We start from the raw sequence: 23,353 nt of genomic DNA on the forward strand, positions 1-23,353 counted from the left end.
TCAGCGTGCTTCGCCGACTGCCTCGGACGCTGCCAGTTTGCGAATGGCCGCCGTCGGTTCAATTTTGATTTCCAAGTTGGTCGTGTGGCCATTGGGGCGAGCAGCATTTGCTGCCGCATTGTCCAGACGTGAGGGGCGGAAGACCAGAGTGCTGACAACGCCGTCATCGCTGCTTCGCAGATCATGCTCGCAATCGAGTTCGAGGCTGATGATTTCCGCGATTTTCATGCCGAGGCCGGCCTTGTTGTCGGTGGCACCTTCCGACATGCCCACGCCGTTGTCCGAGCATACGAGTCGCAGGGTGCCTTCGGGCTGGCGCGCAAGGTGAACCTTCACCCGGCCTGGGCGCTGGCCCGGAAAGCCGTGCTTGAAGGAGTTGGTGACAAATTCGTTGAGGAATGTGCCGACTGCGGCTGCCTGCTGGGAATTGACGGAGGCGGATTCCGTCGCGATTTCCAAGGTGACCCCGCGCGGTGCCATATCTGCGAGTTGGTCGCAGATCGTCCGGATGTAGCTGCCAAGGTCCACATGCATGTGGTCGTCGTTCATGTAGAGTTGCTCATGCAAGCGGGTCATGGCGTCGATACGGGCCAGTACGGTGGAAAGGGCTGTCTTTGCTTCCCTCGACTTGTAGGCGCGGCTTTGCAGGCGCGCGAAGGAGGAGAGCGACTGGAGGGAGTTCTTGACGCGGTGATCCACTTCCTTGCGGAGGATATCAGCCGCTGTAAGCGCTTTGCGCATTTCCAGTTGCGACATCACCTGGCGGGCGAGCACGCGCATGGTATCGCGTTGCAGAGGTGTCAGGCGGCGGGGCTTGTAATCCAGCACGCAGAGGGTGCCGAGGGGCAGGCCGTCGGCGGAGCGGAGAAGGCATCCGGCGTAGAATCGCAGGCCGTTTTCCGGCGTGCAGAGGCTGTTGGCGACGGTGCGCTCATCTGCCAGCGTATCCTCGATTTCCAGAAAATCGTCTTCGAGCAGGGCGTGGGCGCAAATGGAGTTCTCGATCGGGGTCTCGCAGATGCCAAGACCGGTTTCCGCCTTGAACCACTGGCGTTCCTCTTCCACGAAGGAGATCAGGGCTATCGGTACACCACAATGGGCAGCCGCGAGTTTGACGATATCGTCAAACTCGTCTTCCGGGTCGGTATCCAGCACCTCGTAACTGTAGAGGGCCGAGAGGCGTTCGCGGTGGTCCGCGTGTTGTTTTGCCTTCACGATTTTCCCATCCGGTCAAAGTTTGACGTGTACGTCATGCAGACGCCGCCGGACAGACTAACGCATTAATGGCGGTTAGGAAGCCTTAACTTTGGTTAACGGCTTTGCGCATGCACTTTTTTGTCATGCATTTGTCGCGCCGGTCGGCGAACCGGCGCTGGGTTTCGCGCAGTGAGCCGAACGCCGTCAGCGCCGGTTGCGGGCGGCCAGAAGTTTGAGGCGCAGGGCGTTGATCTTGATGAAGCCTGCCGCGTCCTTCTGGTCGTAGGCGCCAGCGTCATCCTCGAAGGTGACGTGCTTCTCGGAATAGAGCGTCTGCTCGGACCAGCGACCGACGACCGTGGCGCTGCCCTTGTAGAGCTTTAGCCGGACGGTGCCGGAGACGTGCTCCTGGCTCTTGTCTATCGCGGCTTGCAGCATCTCGCGCTCGGGGCTGAACCAGAAGCCGTTGTAGATGAGTTCGGCGTAGCGCGGCATGAGTTCGTCTTTCAGGTGGGCCGCGCCGCGGTCGAGCGTGATCGATTCGATGCCGCGGTGGGCGGCGAGCAGGATCGTGCCGCCCGGTGTCTCGTAGATGCCGCGGGATTTCATGCCGACGAAGCGGCCCTCGACGAGATCGAGGATGCCGATGCCGTGCTTGCTGCCGTATTCATTCAGTTTCGTCAGCAGCATTGCGGGAGAGAGCGCCTCTCCGTTGATGGCGGCGGCATCGCCCTTCTCGAAGGTGACTTCGATGTATTCGGGCGTGTCGGGCGCCTTTTCCGGCGGGGTGGTGCGCTGGACGACGTATTCGGGCGCTTCCTGCGACGGATCCTCCAGCACCAGCCCTTCGGAGGAGGTGTGCAGGAGGTTGGCATCGACGGAGAAGGGGGCCTCATTGCGCTTGTTCTTGGCGATGGGGATCTGGTGCGCCTCGGCGAATTCCAGAAGCTTGGTGCGCGAGGTCAGATCCCATTCGCGCCAGGGCGCGATGACCTTGATGTCGGGGTTGAGGGCGTAGGCCGAAAGCTCGAACCGCACCTGATCGTTACCCTTGCCGGTGGCCCCGTGGGCGACGGCATCGGCGCCGGTCTCGGCCGCGATCTCGACCAGCCGCTTGGAGATGAGCGGGCGGGCGATGGAGGTGCCGAGCAGGTAAAGACCTTCGTAGACGGCATTGGCGCGGAACATCGGGAAGACGAAATCGCGGACGAATTCCTCGCGCACATCCTCGATGTAGATGTTCTCGGCCGGGATGCCGAGCAGTTCTGCCTTCTTGCGCGCGGGCTCCAGTTCCTCGCCCTGGCCGAGATCGGCGGTAAAGGTGACGACCTCGCAGCCGTATTCCGTCTGGAGCCATTTCAGGATGATCGAGGTGTCGAGGCCGCCGGAATAGGCGAGGACGACTTTTTTCGGGCTGGGCTTGGACATGGTTTTCTTCCGCTTCTGATCGCGGATGAGGCGTATTGCGTTTGAGGGCTAGCTGCAAGAGTGCCCTAAAACAAAAGGACCCGGCCAGTGTGTCAGGACCGGGCCCTTTCGGGCTTTCAAGATGTTGTCTCGGGCAAATAGCCCTCTCGTCCACCCCCCAAAAAGCGCCCGGCGGAACGCAGCCGGCAGTATTACTCTGGCGTCCGCTTGCGCGGCAGATGCGAAGGATCAGTGGTCCGGGAGTGTGCCGCAGCCTCCAACGCTCGCCATTAACGCGATGTTAGTGGTTTTGAGACCCGGCAAATGTATCAAATATCACAGTTGACCGGAGAGGTGCGTTTTTTCGGAAGAAACAAGGCGGCTGCCCTCCTGAGCCCAGAGCGGCGCATCGGCAAATTTACCCTCCGGCAGGCAGATGCCTTCGAGAACGGGGTATTCAATTCGGCTGTTCGCCATCTCTTCGGCCAGACGGGCATCGCACACCTCCCATGAAGCCGCTTCCACTTCCATGCGGTGGACTTCACGGCAGTCGTAGGCATCGTGGCCGCAGCCGGCGATGAGGAGGATGAACGTGGACAGCATTTGTACCTCTTTACCAATAGGTCACATGTAATCACTCAACGCCTGCCCGACTGTTACGTTCCGCACAGTTCACGCATTTGCGTTCTGGCGTAACAGTTTGGCTTTTCTTTGCGGAAAATCTGGAATCTTATTGCGGGCGGGAGGGGCTGCGCTTTGGATTTCTTGTTTCACACGACGCCTTCGGTGGTTTTTGGCCCGGGTCGGGCAATGGAAATGGGGGCGAGGACAGGCGCGTTGCTGGGGCCGCGCCCGTTCCTCGTGACAGATGCGGGGCTGACGCGACTGGGCCTTACTGAACCGGTACTGGAAAGTCTCGGCGACGCGGTGGCCGTGTTCGATGCGGTGGAGGCGGACCCGTCGCGTGCCACGCTGGAAGCGGCGGTCGCAGCCGGGCGTGCCCATGAGGCGACGGGAGTGATCGGTTTCGGCGGTGGCTCTTCGATGGATGTGGCCAAGCTGGTGGCGCTGTTGCTCGGCTCTGGCGAGGACCTCGACGAGGCCTGGGGAGTGGGGCAGGCCCGGGGACCGCGATTGCCGCTGGTGCTGGTGCCGACGACTGCGGGAACCGGTTCGGAAGTGACGCCGGTCAGCATCATCACGGTCGGGGACGACGAGAAGCGCGGCGTGGTTTCGCCACTGATTCTGCCGGATATTGCGGTGCTGGACCCGGAATTGACGCTGGGCCTGCCGCCGGACGTGACGGCGGCTACCGGTGTCGACGCGATGGTGCACGCGATCGAGGCCTACACATCGAAAAGTGTGAACAACAACGCGGTGAGTCGAGCGCTGGCGGTCGCGGCGTTGCAGAAACTGGGGGGCAGTATCGAGCAGGCGGTTGCCGATGGCAGCGATCTGGGGGCGCGGAGCGAGATGCTGCTCGGCTCCATGCTTGCCGGACAGGCCTTTGCCAACAGCCCGGTGGCGGCGGTGCATGCGTTGGCTTATCCCATCGGCGGGATTTTCCATGTTCCGCATGGCCTGTCGAACGCGCTGGTGCTGTCGGAAGTGATGCGCTTCAACCTGCCGGAATGCGGCGAGGCTTACGCGGAACTGGCGCCGCATATCTTCCCTGACCTCGGCGAGACCGGGCCGCAGGGGCGGGGAATGGCGCTGATCGAAACGCTGGAGGCACTGGGGCGGCGCCTTGGGCTGCCGGATCGATTGCGCGATGTTGGCATTCCGGAAGATGCACTGGTGCGCATGTCGCGGGATGCAATGAAGCAGACCCGCCTGCTGGTGAACAACCCGCGCACCGTCAAAGAGGCGGACGCACTGGCCATCTACAGGGCGGCATGGTGAAGCCGCCCTTCACGATTCGGGACCTCGGCGAAGTGGCGATCCGCTGTGGCGAGATCGGGCCGATGTTCGCATTCTACCGCGATATCATCGGATTGGAGGTTCTGCGGGCGCCGGAGTCCGGTATCGGATTTTTCCGGATATGCACGGGCTACGCCGGTCATACCTGTGTGCTGGCGTTGTTTGCCGCCGAGGCGGGCGCGGCGGCGTTTGCCGGTACCACCGGGGCGGTTACAGCGGGCAGTCACTCGTCGCTGCACCACCTGGCGCTGACTGTGGACTATGGAGAGCAGGACGAAGCGGTAGCCTGGTATCGCCGACACGGGTTGGAACCGGTGGTGCAGGAGTTTCCGTGGATCGGTTGGCGCGGCGTGTTCGTGCAGGACCCTGAGGGCAACACCGTGGAACTGGTTGCGAAAGATCCGGCATGGCGCGGAGGCTGATGGACGGCCCCTGCGGCCTGTGGCAAAAGAGGTGCGGGTTTCCAAGGGGCTGAAATGCTGAACTACATCGAATATGCGCCCGAACACGAGGGGCGGCCGCTGGTGATTGCACATGGGCTGTATGGCTCTGCGCGCAACTGGGGGGTACTGGCCAAGCGCCTTTGCGACACGCGCACCGTGGTAACGGTAGATATGCGCAACCACGGCGACAGCCCCTGGTTCGACAGCCATACCTACGAGGACATGGCCAAGGACCTGGCGGAGGTGATCGGCAGCCTTGGCGGCGAGGCGGACGTGCTGGGGCATTCGATGGGCGGCAAGGCGGCGATGATGCTGGCGCTGACCCGGCCCGACCGGGTGGCGCACCTGATAGTGGCGGACATCTCGCCTGTGGCCTACGGACACAGCCAGATCGAGTACATCGAGGCGATGCGGGCGGTTGACCTAAGCGGCGTGACCCGTCGCAGCGAAGCGGATGCCGGGCTGGCCAAAAGAGTGGCCGATCCGATGTTGAGGGCGTTCCTTTTGCAAAGCCTCTCGCTGGCAGACGGCAAGGCGCGCTGGAAGTTGAACCTGGACGTGCTGGCCGAAGATATGGACGGAATCCTGGATTTTCCGGCTGTCGAGGGCAGTTTCGACGGGCCGGTACGATTCATCCACGGGTCGAAATCCGACTATGTGAAGGACGACTACCACGGCCGCATCCGCGAGCTTTTCCCGCTGGCGGAGTTCGACGTGTTGGAAGGGGCAGGCCATTGGTTGCATGCCGAGGACCCCCGTGGTTTCGAGGCGATGGTCCGGTGCGCGCTGAAGCGGCAGGCAACATAGGGCCGAAATCCCCGGGACGGCGCAGGGTATGGCTTTGTCTCTACCGCCGGTGCGTCACCTTCAATTAACCACAATCGAAACCATTTTCAGCCGAATGCGTCTGTCTATATCGCCCAGAATGGATGTTTAGGGCGAACAGACAAAATGGAACGCAATCGGGGGAATCTTGAGGTTGGTGGTCACCGCGCTGGACCGGGCGGTGTGTTGCGAAATGAAGGCGGCAACGCATCCGTCGAGTTCGTTCTCTGGGTGCCGGTTTTCCTGCTGGTTCTTTCCGTTATTGTCGATGCCAGCTTCATCTTCCTGAACCATGCGAACATGTGGTCCGTTACCCGTGACACGGCACGGCGGGTTTCCATGCATCAGATGACGGCAAGCGAGGCGCAGGCCCACGTGGAAAGCAGCCTTGCGACAATGGGCGACCGGGTTTCGGCATCGGCAGACGACAGTGGACTGGATATCTGGGTGGAGGTCTCCGTGCCGATGGAGGACGTGGACCTTTTCGGCGTGCTCAATCCACTGACATCGAATGAACTGGTTGCGCGCGTCACGCTCGTCAGCGAACCGCGCTAGGAGAACGATATGTGGTTCAATCGGCTCAGTGCAAAGGCTAGCGAAGAAGACGGGTCTGCCATGATCTGGTCTCTGTTCTGGTCTGCGATGTTCATCCTTATCGGCGGTCTGGCGGTGGATGGCGGCAATGCGTGGCGTATGCGGACAATGATGCAGGCCACGGCCGATGCATCGGCCCACGCGGCGGCGGTTGCCCTGAATTCCGGCCGCAGCACCGCGATGGCAGAGGCCCTGCGCGTGGCGGAAATCAACATGCCCAGCCGGTTCTACGGCAATGTCATTCAGGAAAGCGACATTGATATCGGGCGGTGGAACAGTGCGTCGGGCGAGGTCGACACATCGGCTGCCGCGCCGGATACGGTACGGGTTACGGCAAGTCGGACGCGGGCGAAGGCCAATGCGCAGCGGACGTTTTTCCTGACGCTCGGTTTCTTCGACTTCTGGGAGTTGCGTGCGCAGTCCGCCGTCCAGCGTTTCTCTCCGGCTTGCGTACAGGATGGACTGATCGCCTATGGCGTCGTGGAACTGTCGTCGAACAACGATTTTGAGGGCGATATCTGCGTGCACGGGCAGGGTGGCGTGAAGATGAGCCAGCACAACAGTTTTGCTGATGGCGTTACCGTCGGTATGCCCGACCTGGATAGTCTGCAGGTGCCCGCCGGCAATCTCGACCGGAACCCCGGACTTGCGACGGCCCTGTCCGAGCAGTTTCTGGAACCGCGGCTGGTGAATCGGATCGGTGAGATGATCAGTGAGCTTTCCGATCCGAACTCGGCCCTGCAGCCGAGTTACATGGCGCCCTATGGCAAGCGTGTGGTGAGCGTCATGGCCAAGGATTTCGATGCGGGAAACCTGGATAAGGGGACGATCTACCTGGTCACTTGCAAGGGTAACAGTGGGCTCAGCCTGCGGGATTCCGCTGTCATGGAGGACGTGGTGATCGTGACGACATGCAAGGTTTCCTTCGGCAAGAACATGACGCTTCGCAACGTGACGATCGCGACGTCGAACACGTCCAACCAGTCATTTTCCGGCAGTGCCGGTACGCGGATCGGCTACCCGGACAACTGCGCGGAGGGCGGCGGGGCGCAGCTTCTCACGGCCGGAAACGTGCATTTCGCGGCGAAGATGGAATTTCACGGCTCCCAGATCGTTGCGGCGGGCGATGTCATGCTCGCCGCACAGGCCAATGGCATTCAGGGGACGTCGGTGCAGGCCGGGGGCGACATCAAGGTCACTTCCAACAGTGCGTTCGGCCTGTGTGACGGCGATGCCGATCAGGAGTTCACGGCACCTTATTGGCGGCTCGTCAACTGATCGTCAGAGGCGTTCGAAAGCGAGGGCGATGCCCTGTCCGCCGCCGATGCACATCGTCACGAGGGCGCGTTTGCCCGCTATCCGTTCCAGTTCATAGAGCGCCTTGACGGTGATGATGGCACCCGTGGCGCCGACCGGGTGTCCCAGTGCGATGGCACCGCCATTGGGATTGACGCGGGCCGGGTCCAGGCCGAGGCCCTTGTTGACGGCCAGGGCCTGAGCTGCGAAGGCCTCGTTCGACTCGATGACGTCGAAATCACTCGCAGATAGGCCGGTTCTGGCCAGCAGCTTCTCCACTGCCGGAATCGGGCCCACCCCCATCACTTCGGGGCGGACGCCGGCATGGGCATAACCCAGCAGGCGGGCCCTCGGTTTCAGGCCTGCAGTCTCGGCCGCAGATGCGGTGGCCAGCACAATAGCAGCAGCGCCGTCGTTGATGCCGGAAGCGTTGCCGGCCGTGACGGTGCCGTCCTTCTGAAAGGCGGCGCGCAGGCCGGCGAGGGCCTCGGCGCTGGTGGCCTTGGGGTGTTCATCACGTGCGAAAGCCACGGTGTCGCGTTTGATGCGCACCTCGACCGGGGTGATCTGGCTGTCGAACCGGCCATCGGCTATGGCTTTGGCCGCGCGTGTCTGGCTCTCCAGAGCGAAGGCGTCCTGCTGCTCGCGGGTGATGTCATGCTCCTGCGCCACGTTTTCAGCGGTGACGCCCATGTGACCCGTGCCGAAGGGGCAATTCAGGGCGCCGAGCATCATGTCACGGCTGGCGATGTCACCCATCTTCTGCCCCCAGCGGGCCGCTGGCAGAATGTAGGGGCTGCGGCTCATGCTCTCGGCACCGCCTGCAATGGCGAAATCGGCGTCGCCGAGCATTAGCGACTGGGCTGCGGAGACGATGGCCTGTGCGCCGGATCCGCAGAGGCGATTGACGTTCATGGCGGGAGTGGCGTCGGGAATACCGGCTTCGATGGCCGCGGCACGCGAGAGGTACATGTCGCGTGGTTCGGTGTTGATGACATGACCGAAAACGACGTGACCGATCTGTCCCGGTTCCACGCCCGCCCGTTCCATCGCGGCGCGGGTGACCTCTGTGGCAAGGGTGATGGGAGGCGTGGCCGCAAGGGCACCGCCGAAAGTGCCGATGGCGGTGCGGGTGCCGTCCAGAATTACGATGTCGTTCATGATCTCTCTCCCTCAAGCGCTTTGCCGCCATCCTGCGGGCAGCGGCGGGGAGTGGCAAGTGGGAGGGGCGCGGGAAGTGGCGTTACCCTCAGCCCGAAATCACCAGGTCACGGCCGTTGTTCTTGGCCTGGTAGAGCAGTCTGTCCGCGCGGTCGTAGATCGAGGCGGGCGTGTCTGCGCTGTCAAAGGCGGTAACTCCCGCGGACAGGGTGAGCATGCCGATATCCTCATCCGTGGATTGCGATATCCAGTTGATGTCTCGAAATTCGCCGGCAATCAGTTCACAAAGGCGCCGAGCGCCCGAGAGTTCCGTCTCCGGCAGGACGAGGCCGAACTCCTCGCCTCCGATTCGGGTGGCGATATCACGTCCTTTCGTGTTTTCGCGCAGCAACGCCCCAAGGCGGCGAAGAATGTTGTCACCGGCGGAATGGCCCCATCGGTCGTTCACGGATTTGAAATGGTCGAGGTCGATCATCGCGAAACAAAAATTTGCACGCCGTGAGACCAGTTCCTGAAGCTTCTCATCCAGATAGCGGCGATTGGGCAGGCCTGTAAGATGATCCGTCGAGGAGGTCTTCCGCAGGATGACGAGTTCCTTCTGCATCTCTGTCAACTGGAACTGGGTTCGTTCCAGTTGCAGCGACATGCTTTGAACAGAGGCCAGATGCAGCTTGTTGGATGCCGCGACCCCCTTGCAGATCGAGCGCAGGTCGTCTTTCGTAACCTGCTGTGCGAGCGAGCGGATGCTTTCACGCATGTTGCTGCTGAGTTGCTGGTTGCCGCGAAGACTGTCACTCACATGGACTGAAACCTCGGCGATTTCGTTGTCGAGTTTCTTCTTGATCCGGCTGAGGCCCTTCTGGAGCGCTTCCGGACCGAACCATCGGTCGTAGATGTGGCACAGCTTTTCCTCGATTCGGGTGGGCGGGCCGGAAAGTACACCCGCCACTTCCTCAGACAGGCCGCGATCCATGCCTCGTACGTGATTGAAGAGCACTTCGAACACGGGAGGGCTGATGGGGAGGCGCAGATCGACGGCGATCTGGATTACGGTTTCGGCAAGGCGACGCTGCTCCTCGAACCGGGGGTTTTCGATGCGTGGGTCTTCTACCATGGCCAAACCTCGACTTTTGGCAGCATGTAAGGCTCGTTTCGTTGAATAATCCCTAATACTCACCTTCGTGCATTCACCCGAGATGATCGGGCTGGAGGCGGCAGCTTGCCGAGGAGCCGAAATGCTTAACCGTTTGTTAAGGAACTTCGGTCAATTTTCGGAAAGGTGGTGGCAAAGTTTTCTGAGTGATGGTGTTGCGAATGGCCGACCCCTCGGACGGGAACCTTCTTGCAAAGGGAAGTCAGCTGATGCGTGTGCTTGTTGTTCAAGACAATCGTGATCTGGGTTCAGTGTGGTGCAAGTTCCTCGAGCGGCAGGGACTGGAGGCCGTGCTTGCGACATCGGAACAGCAGGCAACGCTGGCGCTGGAGAACGAGCATTTCGATGTGCTTGTTCTGGAACCGGTATTGGAAAGCGGCGGAGGGCTTTGCATCGCCGATCTGGCATCGTTCCGTCATCCTGACATGCCGATTATTGCCGTGACAAAATCATCCTTCTTTGCCGACGGCTCGATCTTCGCCATGATCCCCAATGCCTGTGGGCTGTTGCGCACGCCGGTACGGCCACATGACCTTGTCGCCTACCTTGAGCATTTTGCACCGCGTGGGTCGTTCAAACCCAAGCGGATGGAGGATGAGGTTACATCCGGCGCGGCATGACCGTAGGCAGTCTCACGCCCTCGCCGCGAGTTTCTTCGCAGAATCGCGCCCGTGAGGTTCATTCCAGTCAAGATTGATACCGATGGGCAGGATGCGGTGAGGATTCACCGTTTCGTGGCTGCGATGGTAATGGTGACGGATATGGTCGAAGTGGACCGTATCCGCGATTCCCGGCCACTGGTAGAGTTCGCGCGCATAGGCCCAGAGGTTGGGAAAGTCGATCAGGCGGTTGCGGTCGCATTTGAAATGGCCGTGATAGACCGGATCGAACCGGAAGAGGGTCGAGACCAGCCGCCAATCCGCTTCCGTCACCCGCTCTCCCATCAGGTAGCGGTGTGAGGACAGTCGGTCTTCGAGCCAGTCCATCGTATCGAAGAGAGCGGTTACCGCTTCGTCGTAGGCCTTCTGGCTGGTGGCGAAGCCGGCCTTGTAAACGCCGTTGTTGAGCGTGTTGTATATACGGTCGTTGACCGGTTCGATCGCTTCGCGCAGGGCTTCGGGCCAGTAGTCATCGACGTTGCCGGTGATGTCGTCGAAAGCGCTGTTGAACATCCGGATGATCTCCGCACTTTCGTTGGAGACGATGGTACCGCGGTGTTTGTCCCAGAGGATCGGCACCGTGACACGGCCGGTCATGCCCGGCTTGTCCTCTAGGTAAATCTGACGCAGGAAATCTTTCCCGAGAAGGGTGTCGCCGGTGGCACCGGGGAAATCCGTCTCGAATGTCCAGCCGTCATCAAGCATCAGCGGGTGGACGACGCTGACGGTGATGTGGTCTTCCAGCGCCTTGAGGACGCGGAACATCAAAGCGCGATGTGCCCAGGGACATGCGTATGAAACGTAGAGGTGGTAGCGACCGCTCTCGGCCTTGAAACCGCCTTCGCCCGAGGGGCCGCGGGTGCCATCGGCGGTGACCCAACTGCGGAAGGCGGCCTCGCTGCGCTTGAAATGGCCGCCGTTGGAGTCCGTGTCGTACCAGTCAGTTTTCCATTCGCCGTCGATCAGTCGTCCCATGCGGTGCGTGCTCCCTTTGCTTGTGAACGGCATATATTGCGGTGTTCTCGGTTGGAAATACGCGCGAGCGGAGAACACTGTTCCCAATTCGGCAACAAAAAATGGGTGGGCAAAGAATTTCAGATGTTCAGGGAATTGGCAGCGGCAGGAGTTTCTGCGGTGAACGGAAGGGTTTGGCGCGAATCCTTGCGCTACATTGCGTTCCGGCCTTGTATTTGGGACGTGCTGCCTCAGAAGCTGACTAGACTGACTTTCGAGCCGACAATTCCAAGGAGCCGTTCATGATACCCACCCCTTACCTGTTGTTTCTTGGCGATGCGCCTGACCCGCTGGCGGCAAAAGTGGCGCAGGGAATACGTGACTGGCGGCCGGAGAACGCGGTGGGGCAGTTCCGCATGGAAGGATGCAGGGCGGACATGAGGCTGCCGGACATGGAGATCGCCGAGGCTGTGGAGGCGGGAGCCAAGACACTGGTCATCGGCGTCGCCAACCGGGGAGGTGTCATTTCCAAGGGCTGGATAGCAGTGTTGAAGGAGGCGCTGGCGGCGGGGATGGACGTGGCATCGGGGTTGCACAACCTCTTGCGGGACGAGCCGGAACTGGTGGCGGCAGCGGAGGCGGCCGGGCGGACCTTGCACGACGTGCGCCTGCCGCCGAAACCGTACCCGATCGCCAATGGCAAGCGGCGGAGCGGAAAGCGGTGCCTTGCGATCGGAACCGATTGCAGCGTTGGCAAGATGTATACGGCCATCGCCATGGAACAGGAAATGCGGGCGCGGGAGATGAAGGCGACATTCCGGCCGACCGGGCAGACCGGTATACTGATCACCGGGTCCGGCGTGCCGCTGGATGCGGTCGTCGCCGATTTCATGGCCGGGGCGGTGGAGGACCTGACGCCTGACAATGACGCAGACCATTGGGATCTGATCGAGGGGCAAGGGAGCTTGTTCCACGCCTCTTTTTCCGGTGTGACCTTGGCCCTGGTGCATGGCGGCCAGCCGGATGCACTGATCCTCGCGCATGAACCGACCCGCACCCACATGCGCGGGTTGCCGGACTACCAGCTACCGTCGCTGGAGGAGCTGCGCGATGTCGGGCTGCGGCTGGCGCAGGTAGTTAACCCTGATGTGTACGTCGCCGGTATCTCGGTGAACACGGCGGCGTTGGACGAGGCAGAGGCACTGGAGTACCTCGCCGGGGTCGAGGCGCGGATGGGTCTGCCGGCGGTGGATCCTTTCCGGCAAGGCGCGGGGCGGCTGGTGGACGGGTTGCGCTGATGCTGGAAGTGACGGCGGAGCGGTTTGCGCTGCGAGAAGTCTTTACCATTTCTCGCGGATCGAAGACCCATGCGGATGTGCTGACGGTTCGGGTGTCGCGGGACGGTGGCGTGGGTCAGGGCGAGTGTGTGCCCTATGCCCGTTATGGCGAGACACTGGAGAGCGTGTCCGGGCAGATCCGGGCCTTGGCGTCTGATATTTCCCGCACGGAATTGCAGGCGGCACTGCCGGCTGGTGCAGCCCGGAACGCTGTCGATTGCGCTCTGTGGGACTTGGAGGCGAAGGTTGCGGGGCGACGTGCATGGGATCTGGCGGGGGTGGCTGCGCCCTCGCGCGTGATTTCGGCCTACACGCTCTCGCTCGGCACACCTGAGGCCATGGAAGCACAGGCGCGGCGTGAAGCTAATCGCCCGTTGTTGAAGACCAAACTGGGTGGTGATGGCGACGTGGCCAGAATCGAGGCGGTGCGCAGAGGAGCGCCGGATGCGCGGATCATCGTAGATGCCAATGAAGGCTGGACACCCGAGGTTTACCGTGAACTTGCGCCGGTGCTGGTGCGACTGGGCGTCGAGATGGTCGAGCAGCCGTTCCCGGCGGGCGAGGACGGCGCATTGGCTGAACTGGCGCGGGTTCTGCCTGTGTGCGCAGACGAGAGTTGCCACGACAGGGGCTCGCTGGCGGAATTGAAGGGCCTGTACGACATCGTCAATATCAAGCTCGACAAGACCGGCGGCCTTACCGAGGCGCTGGCGTTGCGGCGGGAGGCATTGTCGGAGGGGTTCGGAGTGATGGTGGGGTGCATGGTCGGCACGAGCCTTGCCATGGCACCGGCATTGTTGCTGGCGGACGGGGCGGAGTTCGTCGATCTGGACGGACCATTGCTGCTGGCAGAGGACAGGGAGCCGCCGCTGGTGTTCGAGGGCTCGGCGGTGTTGCCGCCGGACCCGGGTTTGTGGGGCTGACCGGCCTCCTGCTCAGAGGATGAAGTCGCCTGCGTCCAGTTGGCCTGCCGCCCCCATGATCAGGATGCTGCCGTTGCCACCGAGATCGGCGAGGTCGATGACGACGTTGCCCCAGCGCGTGGTGATGGCGCCGTTGATGTCGGAAAAGAAGACGTTGAAGGCGGTGAAGTCGATCAGGTCGGTGCCGTTCTGGAAATCCCAGATGATGTCGTTGCCGGCATTGCGGTAGAACTGGAACGTGTCCGTTCCGGCGCCACCGGCGAGGCTGTCGTCGCCTGTCCCGCCATTGAGCAGATCGTCACCGCCGAAATCGCGAAGTATATCGTCGCCTGCGCCACCCTGAAGTGTATCGGCGCCGCCGCCACCTACCAGTTCGTCGTCACCGAGACCGCCGGAGATGATGTCGTTGCCTGCGGCGCCGCGCAATTCGTCCTGACCGGCGCCACCGACACCCGTGTCATTGCCCGAGCCGAGATCAAGGAAATCGTCGCCGTCGCCTCCCCAGACGATATCGTCACCCGCACCGGCGAAGACGTCGCCCACGAGTGTGCCGTGGCGGGTCGTGAAGAAATCGTTGCCGTCGCGAAGATCGACGTCGCCGATCAGGAGGCCGGTGTTGATGACGGTCTCATTGCCGAAATCGCCAAGGACGGCCATCCCTGACCCGCCCGGCGGGGTAGTGCTTACAATAGTGCCGCTGTTGCGCAGTGTGTTCTCTTCACCCGCGAGGGTGTTGAACTCAACGCCGTGGCCCTCTCCGGCGATAGTTCCGGAGTTGAAGACGCTGGAGCCCGTCCCATCGACGTTCACCCCGTCACTTTCGCTGCTGATGGTGCCGCTGTTGATCAGCTGATTGTTGTCTCCTTCCAGCGAGATACCATCCGACTGGCCATAGACTATGCCCGTGATCACGACGGTACCCGTGTCGCCGATCATTTGAACACCGCGGTCATTGAGGCCGGTGACCTCGCCGTAGACGTAGACTTCATGGTTGTTCCCGGACATCTCGATCCCGTCGCTGGAGCCGTAGACGGTGCCGGAGCTGGCCACGGTGACCGTATTGCTGGTGCTGCCGGAGTCGCTGTCGATAGCGTCCGTCTGTGAGAAGACGGAGCCTTCGACCAGCAGCTCGCCGCTGCTGAAACCACCGAAGTCGAAGGTGTCGGCGGTGTTTGACATGTAGAACCCACTGCGAAGGATCCAGAGATCGCCGTTGGCGTCGGCGTCCACTCCGTCGGTGTCGTTCACGATGAATCTGATGGCCATGTGTGTCTCCCTAAGTGGTTATGTCGTCTTTTGTCGTGTCAGAGGATGAAATCGCCGGCGTCGAGAATTCCGGCGGCGCCGCGGATGATTATGGAGCCATGCCCCCCGAGTTCCGCGAGGTCGATCACGGCGTTGCCCCAGCGGTTGGTGATCGCGCCGTTGATGTCGGAGAAGAAAACGTTGAAGTCGGACAGGTCGATCATGTCGCTGCCGTCCTTGTAATCGGCTATGACGTCAAATCCGGCGTTGCGGCTGAACTGGAAGATGTCATCGCCGCCGCCGCCGACAAGGAAGTCGTCACCCTGACCTCCGTTCAGGACGTCGTCATGGCCGAAACCGTTGAGTACGTCGTCGCCGAGGCCACCGTGCATGATGTCATTTCCGCCGCCGCCGAGGACTTCGTCATCGCCCCCCCCACCGCGAAGGGAATCATCGCCGGAACCGCCGCGCAGGATGTCGTCGCCGTCGCCGCCGCGCAGCGTGTCGTTGCCGCCGCCGCCCTGGAAATCATCGACGCCACTGCCGCCGACCAGCAGATCGTCTCCGAATTCGCCATCGACAAGACCGCGGACAGTGCCTTCAGCGCCCCAATAGACATCGTTGCCGTTGTTGAGGAAGATGTCGCCGACAATCAGACCCTGGTTCGTGACGAGTTCGACGGCGGCGCTGCCTTCCAGCGCCGCGTAGCGGCCGTCGATGACGCCGGTATTGACGATGCGGTTTTCACCTTCGTTAAAGGGGCTCATTGCTATGGCTCTGTTCACCGAGGTGATGGTGCCTTCGTTCAGTATGCGGGCATTGGTGCCAGCGAGATAGACACCATAGCTGTCGCCATCGATCAGGCCGGTGTTTGTCAGGCGAGCGAAGGCTCCGTCCAGTCTGACGGCCGATATCTCCCCGAAAATCGAGCCTTCATTGCTTATCCTGCCGACCCAGTTCGCCCCGTTGCCGGTGGAGGATATGCTGCCTGATTCGGTGACGCGGAGCGCGTTCGACCCGGTGGTCTCCACTCCAAATGCTGAAAATCCGGCGGCCAGGACCGATCCATGCAGGATGTACTGATTGCCGAAGCTCGCACCGAACGTGAAGGCCGTACCCGTGTTGGACACGTATTCATCCGCCAGCGTGACGTAGATATTATCGGTGCCGCCGGCGGATATGCCGTTGATATCGTTTCCCGTATAGACGACTGGCATGGTTCATTCCCCTTTTGAAAATTGCTACCGACAGTATTCAAGCCGTGCTCACTGGCCGGGCTGGCCAAAGGTTAACGCGATTGGCGATCACGTGTGAGAAAATCGACCGGAGTATGTGAATATTGCTACGTAACCGTGCGGAACGGAGGTCGGAGAGGTTCCGGATGCGGCATCTTTGACGATGCCGCATCCCGAATCATTCGACGATGATTTCCCGGCGTGAGATGACGCGCGGGCCTTCACCGAGTACGTAGCGCAGTTCATAAGTGCCCGGGGCATCAGGAGCCTTGATGATCAGAGGCGACCCATCGGATGTGTAGACATAACGCTCATAGCGGTTGTCGTCCGCATCCGGTACCGTGATGGAAATGTAGTCGCGCTTATTGTCCGGGCCTTGCCATGTGACGGCAATGTTTCCGCCCGAGCCGACGCTGCCGGGCGCGTCGAGCGAAGCCGCGGGTTCCGTGATCGTAATCGGCATGGCGACGAGGGTCTTGTTACCCGTGGCGAGAACGTAGCGGATCTCGTAAGCACCAGCGTCCGATGGCATCTGCAGGCGCAGGGGAGTGCCGTCGCTGGTGTAGGTGTATTTCTCATAACGGCCTTCATCCGCGCCTGACTCCGCGATCGAGATATAGTCGCGGGCATTGTCCGGCCCTTCCCAAGTGACAACAATCACCGACCCGGCCTCCGCCTCGGACGGGGCGTCTACGCTGGCGGTGGCACCGACAAGGGTAATCGGTTGGGTGGCAATGGTCTTGTTGCCCTGCGCCAGAACGTATCGCAATTCGTAGTCTCCGGGGTCGGACGGCATCTGGAGTTTCAGGGGCGAGCCGTCGCTGGTGTAGGTGTATTTCGCATAACGGCCATCAGCCGCGCCCGCCTCGGCGATGGAAATGTAGTCTCGCGCGTTGTCCGGACCCTCCCATGTGACGGTGATGAGAGACCCTGCTTCGGCTTCCGCCGGGCCGGAAACGCTGGCCGCCGATGCAACCAGGGTGATCGGTCGGGAGACAAGTGTCTTGTTGCCGGTGGCAAGGACGTAGCGCAACTCGTAGTCGCCCGGCTCCGGCGGCAGTGCAAGTTTCAGCGGTGAGCCGTCGCTGGTGTAGGTGTACTTCTCGTAGCGGCCTTCATCCGCACCTGTCTCGGCGATGGAGATATAGTCCCGCGCATTGTCTGGACCTTCCCACGTGACGGTTATGCTGCCGCCCGCTTCTGCTTCTTCCGGGCCATCGAGACTAGCATTGGATGCCACCAGGGTGATCGGACGGGTGGCGACGGTGGCATTGCCCTTCGCCAGTACATAGCGGAGTTCATAGTCGCCGGGTTCGGCGGGCATGGACAGCTTCAGCGGTGAGCCTTCGCTGGTGTAGGTATATTTCTCGTAGCGGCCTTCATCTGCACCTGCCTCGGCGATCGAGATGTAGTCTCGCGCGTTGTCAGGGCCGGTCCACTCAACAGTTATCGTCGAGCCGGCAGCTGCCTCTTCCAACGCGGTAATGGTCGCGGTCGTTGGCACGACATTGATCGGTTTGCGGGCGATGACGCGGGGGCCGACGGCCTGCACGTATCGGAGTTCGTATTCTCCGGGTTCTGACGGCAGGACCAGTTTCAGGGGCGATCCGTCGCTCGTGTAGGTGTAGCCATTATAGTGGCTGTCCTGCGAATCCGGAACTGCGATGGATATGTAGTCCCGGTCGTTGTCCGGACCTTCCCAGATGACGGCTATTGTTGATCCGACCTCAGCGCTTTCCGGCGCTTCGATGGTGGCGCTGACATCGGTGACCGTGATCGGCAAGGTGGCGAGAACGGTGGCATCCTGTGCCAGCACGTAGCGGATGACGTAATCACCCGGTTCAGCCGGCATAGTCAGTTTGAGGGGCGAGCCTTCACCGGTGTATGCGTAGGTCTCATAGCCAGCGTCAGCCTCTGCCGCGATGTCGATGTAGTCGTTCTGATAGTCCGGCCCTGTCCACTCGACGGCAATGATTTCGGCGACATTCGCGGACTTAGGTGCGCTGAGGGTGATCTCGACGGGCGTGACCTCGATGGGTACGGAGGCGATGACCTTGTTACTGGCGCTGTGATAGTAGCGCAGTTCGTAAGTGCCGGCCTTCGGTGGCAGCAGCAGGGTGGCGGGGGAGCCATCACCAACGGAGGCATAGTTGATGTAGGATTGCGGCGCGGCGTCCGGCTCCGCCACTGTCAGATAGTCGCTGTCCTCCGCCGGGCCATCCCAGGTAACGGGAATGCTGCTGCCGAGCGGGGCCGTAGCCGGACCGGATATGGTTGCATCGGGTATGGAGGGCGGTAGCGCGAGGGTAAAGTCATTCGGTCGGTCTGCGGTGACGGTGACCGTGAGGTTGACGCTATCCTCTGTCGCCGGTCGGTCGACTGTGGCGGTGTACTTGCCGGGCGTCATGGCGAGACGGAGTTGGCCGATGTCGAACTCTTCCAGACTGGTGCCATCGGCGGCTTCCGGGGCGAGCGTCCAGAGAATGCCGGAGGTGATCGTCGGACCGCCTTCACCATCGGTGGCAATAAAGCTGGCATCCGTCTTTGCTGGCGGCGGCGGCGCCTGCTCGGCGACTTGGGCCAGCGCCTCGGAAAGTTCGGTGGCGTTGGCGGCGGACAGGAACCGGCCGCCGGTTTCTTCGGCAAGACAGGCAAGCTGGGCGATGTCCTGCTCGGCAGTGACGTCAAAGCCGACGACGTGGGCGGTGAAGCCGATACCCGTCTGCTCCAATTGTCTGCCGACGGCGCATGGGTCGAGATCACAGGTTTCGACTCCATCGGAAACGAGAATGACGGTTGCGACATCCTCTTCGTATTTCAGGGTTTCAGCTGCATCGATGACGGCTTGCGAGAGCGGTGTCTTGCCCTTGGGGTTGATGGCATTGACTGCGCTTCGGATCGCCTCCCGCGTGCCGGCGCCGGGTTCGACGAGCAGTTCGATGTCGGAGCACTGGCCTTTCTGACGGTGGCCGTAGGCTGAAAGGCCGAGCTGTGTGGTATCGGGCAGACTATCGAGAAGGTTCGAGATTACTTCCTTGGCGATGGTGATCTTGGCGGTGCCGTCGATCTGCCCCCACATCGAGCCAGAGGCATCAAGCACAAGGATCGTTTTCTGGGGAGAATCAGGGGGCGTTGTCTGGGCCGAGAGCGGCAGGGCGAGTGCGGCGAGGGCGAAAATTGTTGCTGAGAGACGGCACATCTGGAAACTCCCGGTTGTTTGTTTCTTGTTAACCGGCTGTCCGCAATGGGCCAAGGAAATGATTTACGTGGCGTGAGCTTTGGCACAGTAGAACCGTTGCACCGATTGCAGACACCGGATGACTGCCATATTTTTGCCATCTTGACGCAGGTTTTCCCTTGATCGACTGCGTAAACAGCATACATCCGGCTGACGCAGGTCGCGCTGGTGTAATGCTGGTGCATGGAGTAATCCGATCAGGCTATGCGCATGATGCAACCCAGCCATGCGTTTTCGACACTTCTCCAGTGTCAAAAACCTGACATATTACGCCAGACTTCGCAAAATGTTGAGAATACGGGAGAGCGTAGTGTTCGATTACGTAGATGCAACGGCTTACGCCAACGACCAGGGATCGCGCGCGCGGAAGCTTTTCGCTGCCGTGGTGCTGGCTGCGTTGGATGATGCCATTGCCGACGACAAGAAATACGGTAACGGCCCTGAGGTGATCGCGCGTTGGGCGCGATCGCGTGATGGCCGTGAAGTATTGAGCTGCGCCGGCATCGACCCTTCGGAGCGCTGTGTTTCCGGGCTCATGGAGTTCGTGAAACGTGGTGTGCGTACGTCCGTGGCGCTGAGCCGCGAGGAAAGCGAACGGCGTGCGGCAGCCTGAGGGCGCTGCGCACAATTAAATCCAATTCGAAAGGGCGGCCTGTCTGGGCCGCCCTTTCGCGTTTCTGGCCCACGGCTTCAACTCGCCGGGCGGGGGCGCTCCATAAAATACCGCGTTTCTGTCGAGCGGTCGGGATCGTGGATGAAGCCGCATTTTTCGTAGCAGCGGATCGCGCGGGTGTTGGATACGTGGGGATCCGCGGTCAGCGGATCGGTGATGCCAAGGTTCTCCAGATAGGCGATGAAGGCGGACAGTGTGGCGGTGCCGAGGCCCTGACCGAGCCTGTCGCCCTCGGCCAGAAACTGATCGACGCCGCAAAGTCCGTCCTCGCGCCAGTACTGAAAGTAGCCGATATCGCAGCCATTCTCCTGCGCGATGTAGCGCCACGTGCTGGCGGGGTTGCGTGAATAGGCGCTGGCAACCTGCGCGACCGTCTTCAGTTCCTCGTCCCACCACGGTTTCATGTGCGCACGTGCCAGCCATTCGCGGATCATCGGATAATCTGCTGGTTCGAGTATACGAAATGAAATCATGCGGGTTGCCCCCGGAGAATTAATGCTCTCAGCGTCGCGGACAACCGACCTTGCGTCAAGTCAGTGGGTTGCCGGTATGCCGGAGCTGGTGCAGTCTGCCGGGAAAAAGAACTGCGTGCGGGGAGAGAAAGATGACGCACATTCTGGCGATAGATCAGGGCACGACCTCCAGCAGGGCGATCGTATTCGATCGGGAGATGCGGGTGGTGGCAAGTGCGCAGGAAGAGTTTCCACAGCACTTTCCGAGATCGGGGTGGGTCGAGCACGATCCGGCCGACCTCTGGTCCTCTACCGCTGCCGTGTGCCGGGGGGCCATAGAGCGGGCCGGACTGGCACCGGACCAGATCGCCGCAATCGGTATCACCAACCAACGCGAAACCGTAGTGGTGTGGGACCGGAAGACCGGAAAGGCCGTCGGCAATGCCATAGTCTGGCAGGACCGGCGGACGGCGGGGTATTGTGCAGAACTGCGGGATGCGGGGCACGAGGCCCTGATCACCGAGCGTACGGGATTGCTGGTGGACCCGTATTTCAGTGCCACCAAGCTAAAATGGATTCTGGATAATTTTGACGGTGCTCGCGGGCGGGCCGAAGCGGGCGAATTGGCCTTCGGCACGGTGGACAGTTTTCTGATCTGGCGGCTTACTGGCGGAGCGGCGCATGTGACCGACGCGACCAATGCGGCGCGGACAATGCTGTACAATATTCACCAGGGCGCGTGGGACGAGGATATCTGTGCCTTGCTGGACATTCCGATGGCAATGCTGCCCGACGTGAAAGATTGCGCGGCCGATTTCGGCATGGCACGGGGTGATCTGTTCGGCCGTGAGGTTCCGATCCTCGGAGTGGCGGGGGATCAGCAGGCGGCGACAGTCGGGCAGGCGTGTTTCAAGCCGGGGATGCTGAAATCCACCTATGGGACGGGATGTTTTGCCTTGCTGAACACGGGTGATGCCCCGGTAGCCAGTTCCAACCGGCTGCTGACGACGATCGCCTATCAGTTGGACGGCAAGCCAACCTATGCGCTGGAGGGGTCCATTTTCATTGCCGGAGCGGTGGTCCAATGGCTTCGCGACGGATTGAAGATCATACGCGATGCAGCCGAAACTCAGCCGCTGGCGGAAGCGGCGGACGAAACCCAGCCACTGTACCTGGTGCCGGCTTTCACCGGTCTGGGTGCGCCATACTGGGATGCGGAATGCCGGGGCGCGATCTATGGCCTGACACGTGGATCGGGACCAGCGGAGTTCGCGCGGGCGGCGCTTGAGAGCGTGGCCTACCAGACCCGCGACCTGCTGGAGGCCATGCAGGCGGACTGGGATGGCGGAGAAGCCTCGGTTTTGCGGGTGGATGGCGGCATGTCGGCCTCTGATTGGACGATGCAGTTTCTCGCGGACATGCTGGGCGCAAGCGTTGACCGGCCCGAAGTGTTGGAGACGACGGCACTGGGTGCCGCTTGGCTGGCGGGGATGAGGGTCGGAATCTATCCGGATATGGATGGCTTTACCGAGCGATGGGCATTGGAACGGCGGTTCGAGCCACAGATGGAGGATGGCACGCGCCAGGAGAAATACACTGGCTGGAAAGATGCCGTGGCCCGGACATTGAGCCGTTAAGCGTCGTCTCTCGGCGCGGAGGCTCGGCGGAGACGATCATTGATGGCAAGACCCAGACCGGTTTCGGGGATCTTGTCTAGTAAAATGGATGTCTGTCCCTGCTCCGCCGCGAGTTTATCCAGCGCGTGCATGTGGCCGAAGAGGTTGGCGGCGGCTTCGGCAAGATCACCTGAGTGGGAGAGCGTGAGTCCCCGGCGGGTGCCCAGTGGGCCGAAGGCGAGCCAAAGGGCATCAGCGGGGTGGACCGGTGATTGTGGCCAGTGAAGGGCTGCGCCGGGCGCGTAGTGCGAGGAGAGTTGTCCGGGCGCGGTGATGCCTGTGCTGGTGCCATGAGCGGCGAGTGGGGTCCCTAAGGCCTTTTCAAGCGCTTCGACCGGGATGCCGCCCGGACGGGCGAGAATAGGTGTTTCGTTCGTCAGGTCCAAAATCGTGGATTCAAGGCCGACGGCACAGGGACCACCATCGAGAACGGCGTCAATCCTGCCAGCGAGGCCCTCCATGACGTGATCGGCATTTGACGGGCTTATACGTCCGGAAGGGTTGGCGCTGGGAGCGGCGACCGGGCCGCCGAATGCGGCAAGCAGTTTGCGGGCCAGAGGGTGGGCGGGTATGCGGATGGCGACGGTTGGCAGGCCGCCCGAGGCAAGCGGACTGATGGAGCTTTCCGGCTTGCGAGGCAGGATGAGCGTCAGCGGGCCGGGCCAGAATGCCTGCGCAAGATCGAGGGCCCGAGGGGTGAAATCGGCAAAAGCCTCCGCCGACGCCGTGTCGGGCACATGAATGATAAGCGGATTGAAGCTGGGACGGCCCTTGGCGGCATAGACGCCGGCCACGGCCCGATCATTGCGGGCGTCACAGCCAAGGCCATATACCGTTTCCGTCGGGAAGGCGACGAGGCCGCCCTGTGCAAGCAGCGACGACGCTGCTCGAATGCCCCTGTCCGTCGCGGAGAGGCGAAAGGTGTTCTTTTCCGACGCAGTCATGACGTGGCGTCCCGACCTTTT

Annotated in this window: 21 protein-coding genes; 10 read left to right on the forward strand and 11 right to left on the reverse strand. The window is 61.6% G+C overall.

Annotation, left to right across the window (positions count from 1 at the left end; translation table 11 throughout):
- From GO499_RS00445 to GO499_RS00455, 3 genes are all read right to left on the reverse strand, one after another.
- Positions 1–1,215 (reverse strand): sensor histidine kinase, encoded by a 1,215-nt coding sequence (locus GO499_RS00445; protein WP_161860330.1) that lies wholly within the window; start codon positions 1,213–1,215, stop codon positions 1–3.
- Between the two features lie 186 nt (positions 1,216–1,401).
- Positions 1,402–2,625, reverse strand: coding sequence for an argininosuccinate synthase (locus tag GO499_RS00450; protein WP_161860331.1), 1,224 nt, complete (start codon positions 2,623–2,625; stop codon positions 1,402–1,404).
- Between the two features lie 315 nt (positions 2,626–2,940).
- Entirely contained in the window at positions 2,941–3,207 is a 267-nt protein-coding gene (locus GO499_RS00455; RefSeq protein ID WP_161860332.1) for a hypothetical protein, read from the reverse strand.
- 207 nt (positions 3,208–3,414) lie between these two features.
- Here GO499_RS00455 and GO499_RS00460 point away from each other — a divergent pair, with 207 nt between their 5' ends.
- From GO499_RS00460 to GO499_RS00480, 5 genes are all read left to right on the forward strand, one after another.
- On the forward strand, positions 3,415–4,506 hold the full coding sequence (locus GO499_RS00460; protein ID WP_161863782.1) for an iron-containing alcohol dehydrogenase: 1,092 nt from the start codon (positions 3,415–3,417) through the stop codon (positions 4,504–4,506).
- Complete coding sequence (locus GO499_RS00465) at positions 4,500–4,946, forward strand: VOC family protein (protein ID WP_284154834.1); 447 nt, start codon at positions 4,500–4,502, stop codon at positions 4,944–4,946. Before GO499_RS00460 ends, GO499_RS00465 begins: the two co-directional genes overlap by 7 nt.
- A 54-nt stretch (positions 4,947–5,000) precedes the next feature.
- Positions 5,001–5,774: an alpha/beta fold hydrolase gene (locus tag GO499_RS00470; RefSeq protein WP_161860333.1), complete on the forward strand. Its 774-nt coding sequence runs from the start codon at positions 5,001–5,003 to the stop codon at positions 5,772–5,774.
- Between the two features lie 144 nt (positions 5,775–5,918).
- Positions 5,919–6,347: a TadE/TadG family type IV pilus assembly protein gene (locus tag GO499_RS00475; RefSeq protein WP_161860334.1), complete on the forward strand. Its 429-nt coding sequence runs from the start codon at positions 5,919–5,921 to the stop codon at positions 6,345–6,347.
- Positions 6,348–6,356: 9 nt separating this feature from the next.
- Entirely contained in the window at positions 6,357–7,664 is a 1,308-nt protein-coding gene (locus GO499_RS00480; RefSeq protein WP_161860335.1) for a pilus assembly protein TadG-related protein, read from the forward strand.
- A gap of 3 nt (positions 7,665–7,667) precedes the next feature.
- Here GO499_RS00480 and GO499_RS00485 read toward each other — a convergent pair whose 3' ends face one another.
- Together GO499_RS00485 and GO499_RS00490 are read right to left on the reverse strand one after the other, a co-directional pair.
- Complete coding sequence (locus GO499_RS00485; RefSeq protein ID WP_161860336.1) at positions 7,668–8,843, reverse strand: acetyl-CoA C-acyltransferase family protein; 1,176 nt, start codon at positions 8,841–8,843, stop codon at positions 7,668–7,670.
- 88 nt (positions 8,844–8,931) lie between these two features.
- Positions 8,932–9,957 carry a GGDEF domain-containing protein gene (locus tag GO499_RS00490; RefSeq protein WP_161860337.1) on the reverse strand — a complete coding sequence of 342 codons (1,026 nt, stop codon included), beginning with the start codon at positions 9,955–9,957 and terminating at the stop codon, positions 8,932–8,934.
- A gap of 248 nt (positions 9,958–10,205) precedes the next feature.
- On the opposite strand from GO499_RS00490, the gene GO499_RS00495 reads away from it, so the two are divergent.
- Complete coding sequence (locus tag GO499_RS00495; RefSeq protein WP_161860338.1) at positions 10,206–10,616, forward strand: response regulator; 411 nt, start codon at positions 10,206–10,208, stop codon at positions 10,614–10,616.
- Between the two features lie 12 nt (positions 10,617–10,628).
- Here GO499_RS00495 and GO499_RS00500 read toward each other — a convergent pair whose 3' ends face one another.
- Positions 10,629–11,630 carry a glutathione S-transferase family protein gene (locus GO499_RS00500; protein WP_161860339.1) on the reverse strand — a complete coding sequence of 334 codons (1,002 nt, stop codon included), beginning with the start codon at positions 11,628–11,630 and terminating at the stop codon, positions 10,629–10,631.
- Between the two features lie 281 nt (positions 11,631–11,911).
- On the opposite strand from GO499_RS00500, the gene dgcN reads away from it, so the two are divergent.
- Positions 11,912–12,907, forward strand: coding sequence for an N-acetyltransferase DgcN (gene dgcN, locus GO499_RS00505; RefSeq protein WP_161860340.1), 996 nt, complete (start codon positions 11,912–11,914; stop codon positions 12,905–12,907).
- On the forward strand, positions 12,907–13,869 hold the full coding sequence (gene dgcA, locus GO499_RS00510; protein ID WP_284154835.1) for an N-acetyl-D-Glu racemase DgcA: 963 nt from the start codon (positions 12,907–12,909) through the stop codon (positions 13,867–13,869). Before dgcN ends, dgcA begins: the two co-directional genes overlap by 1 nt.
- Before the next feature lie 12 nt (positions 13,870–13,881).
- Here dgcA and GO499_RS00515 read toward each other — a convergent pair whose 3' ends face one another.
- The 3 genes from GO499_RS00515 to GO499_RS00525 form a co-directional block, all read right to left on the reverse strand.
- Positions 13,882–15,135 carry a calcium-binding protein gene (locus GO499_RS00515; protein ID WP_161860341.1) on the reverse strand — a complete coding sequence of 418 codons (1,254 nt, stop codon included), beginning with the start codon at positions 15,133–15,135 and terminating at the stop codon, positions 13,882–13,884.
- Positions 15,136–15,173: 38 nt separating this feature from the next.
- Positions 15,174–16,331: a calcium-binding protein gene (locus GO499_RS19600; protein WP_284154836.1), complete on the reverse strand. Its 1,158-nt coding sequence runs from the start codon at positions 16,329–16,331 to the stop codon at positions 15,174–15,176.
- Positions 16,332–16,527: 196 nt separating this feature from the next.
- Positions 16,528–19,548, reverse strand: a complete 3,021-nt coding sequence (locus GO499_RS00525; RefSeq protein ID WP_161860342.1) for a vWA domain-containing protein — start codon at positions 19,546–19,548, stop codon at positions 16,528–16,530.
- 349 nt (positions 19,549–19,897) lie between these two features.
- Here GO499_RS00525 and GO499_RS00530 point away from each other — a divergent pair, with 349 nt between their 5' ends.
- Positions 19,898–20,200, forward strand: a complete 303-nt coding sequence (locus tag GO499_RS00530) for a DUF6280 family protein (RefSeq protein ID WP_161860343.1) — start codon at positions 19,898–19,900, stop codon at positions 20,198–20,200.
- A 77-nt stretch (positions 20,201–20,277) separates the two neighbouring features.
- On the opposite strand, the gene GO499_RS00535 is transcribed toward GO499_RS00530, so the two are convergent.
- Entirely contained in the window at positions 20,278–20,733 is a 456-nt protein-coding gene (locus GO499_RS00535) for a GNAT family N-acetyltransferase (RefSeq protein WP_161860344.1), read from the reverse strand.
- Positions 20,734–20,864: 131 nt separating this feature from the next.
- Between GO499_RS00535 and glpK the strand changes: the two genes are divergently transcribed.
- A complete protein-coding gene (glpK, locus tag GO499_RS00540) occupies positions 20,865–22,349 on the forward strand; it encodes a glycerol kinase GlpK (protein WP_161860345.1) in 1,485 nt (494 codons plus the stop codon).
- Here the strand turns inward: glpK and GO499_RS00545 are convergent.
- A complete protein-coding gene (locus GO499_RS00545) occupies positions 22,346–23,332 on the reverse strand; it encodes an L-threonylcarbamoyladenylate synthase (protein ID WP_161860346.1) in 987 nt (328 codons plus the stop codon). The genes glpK and GO499_RS00545 overlap by 4 nt on opposite strands.
- Positions 23,333–23,353: the final 21 nt, after the last annotated feature.

Source organism: Algicella marina (genome assembly GCF_009931615.1).
Classification (GTDB): Bacteria; Pseudomonadota; Alphaproteobacteria; order Rhodobacterales; family Rhodobacteraceae; genus Algicella; species Algicella marina.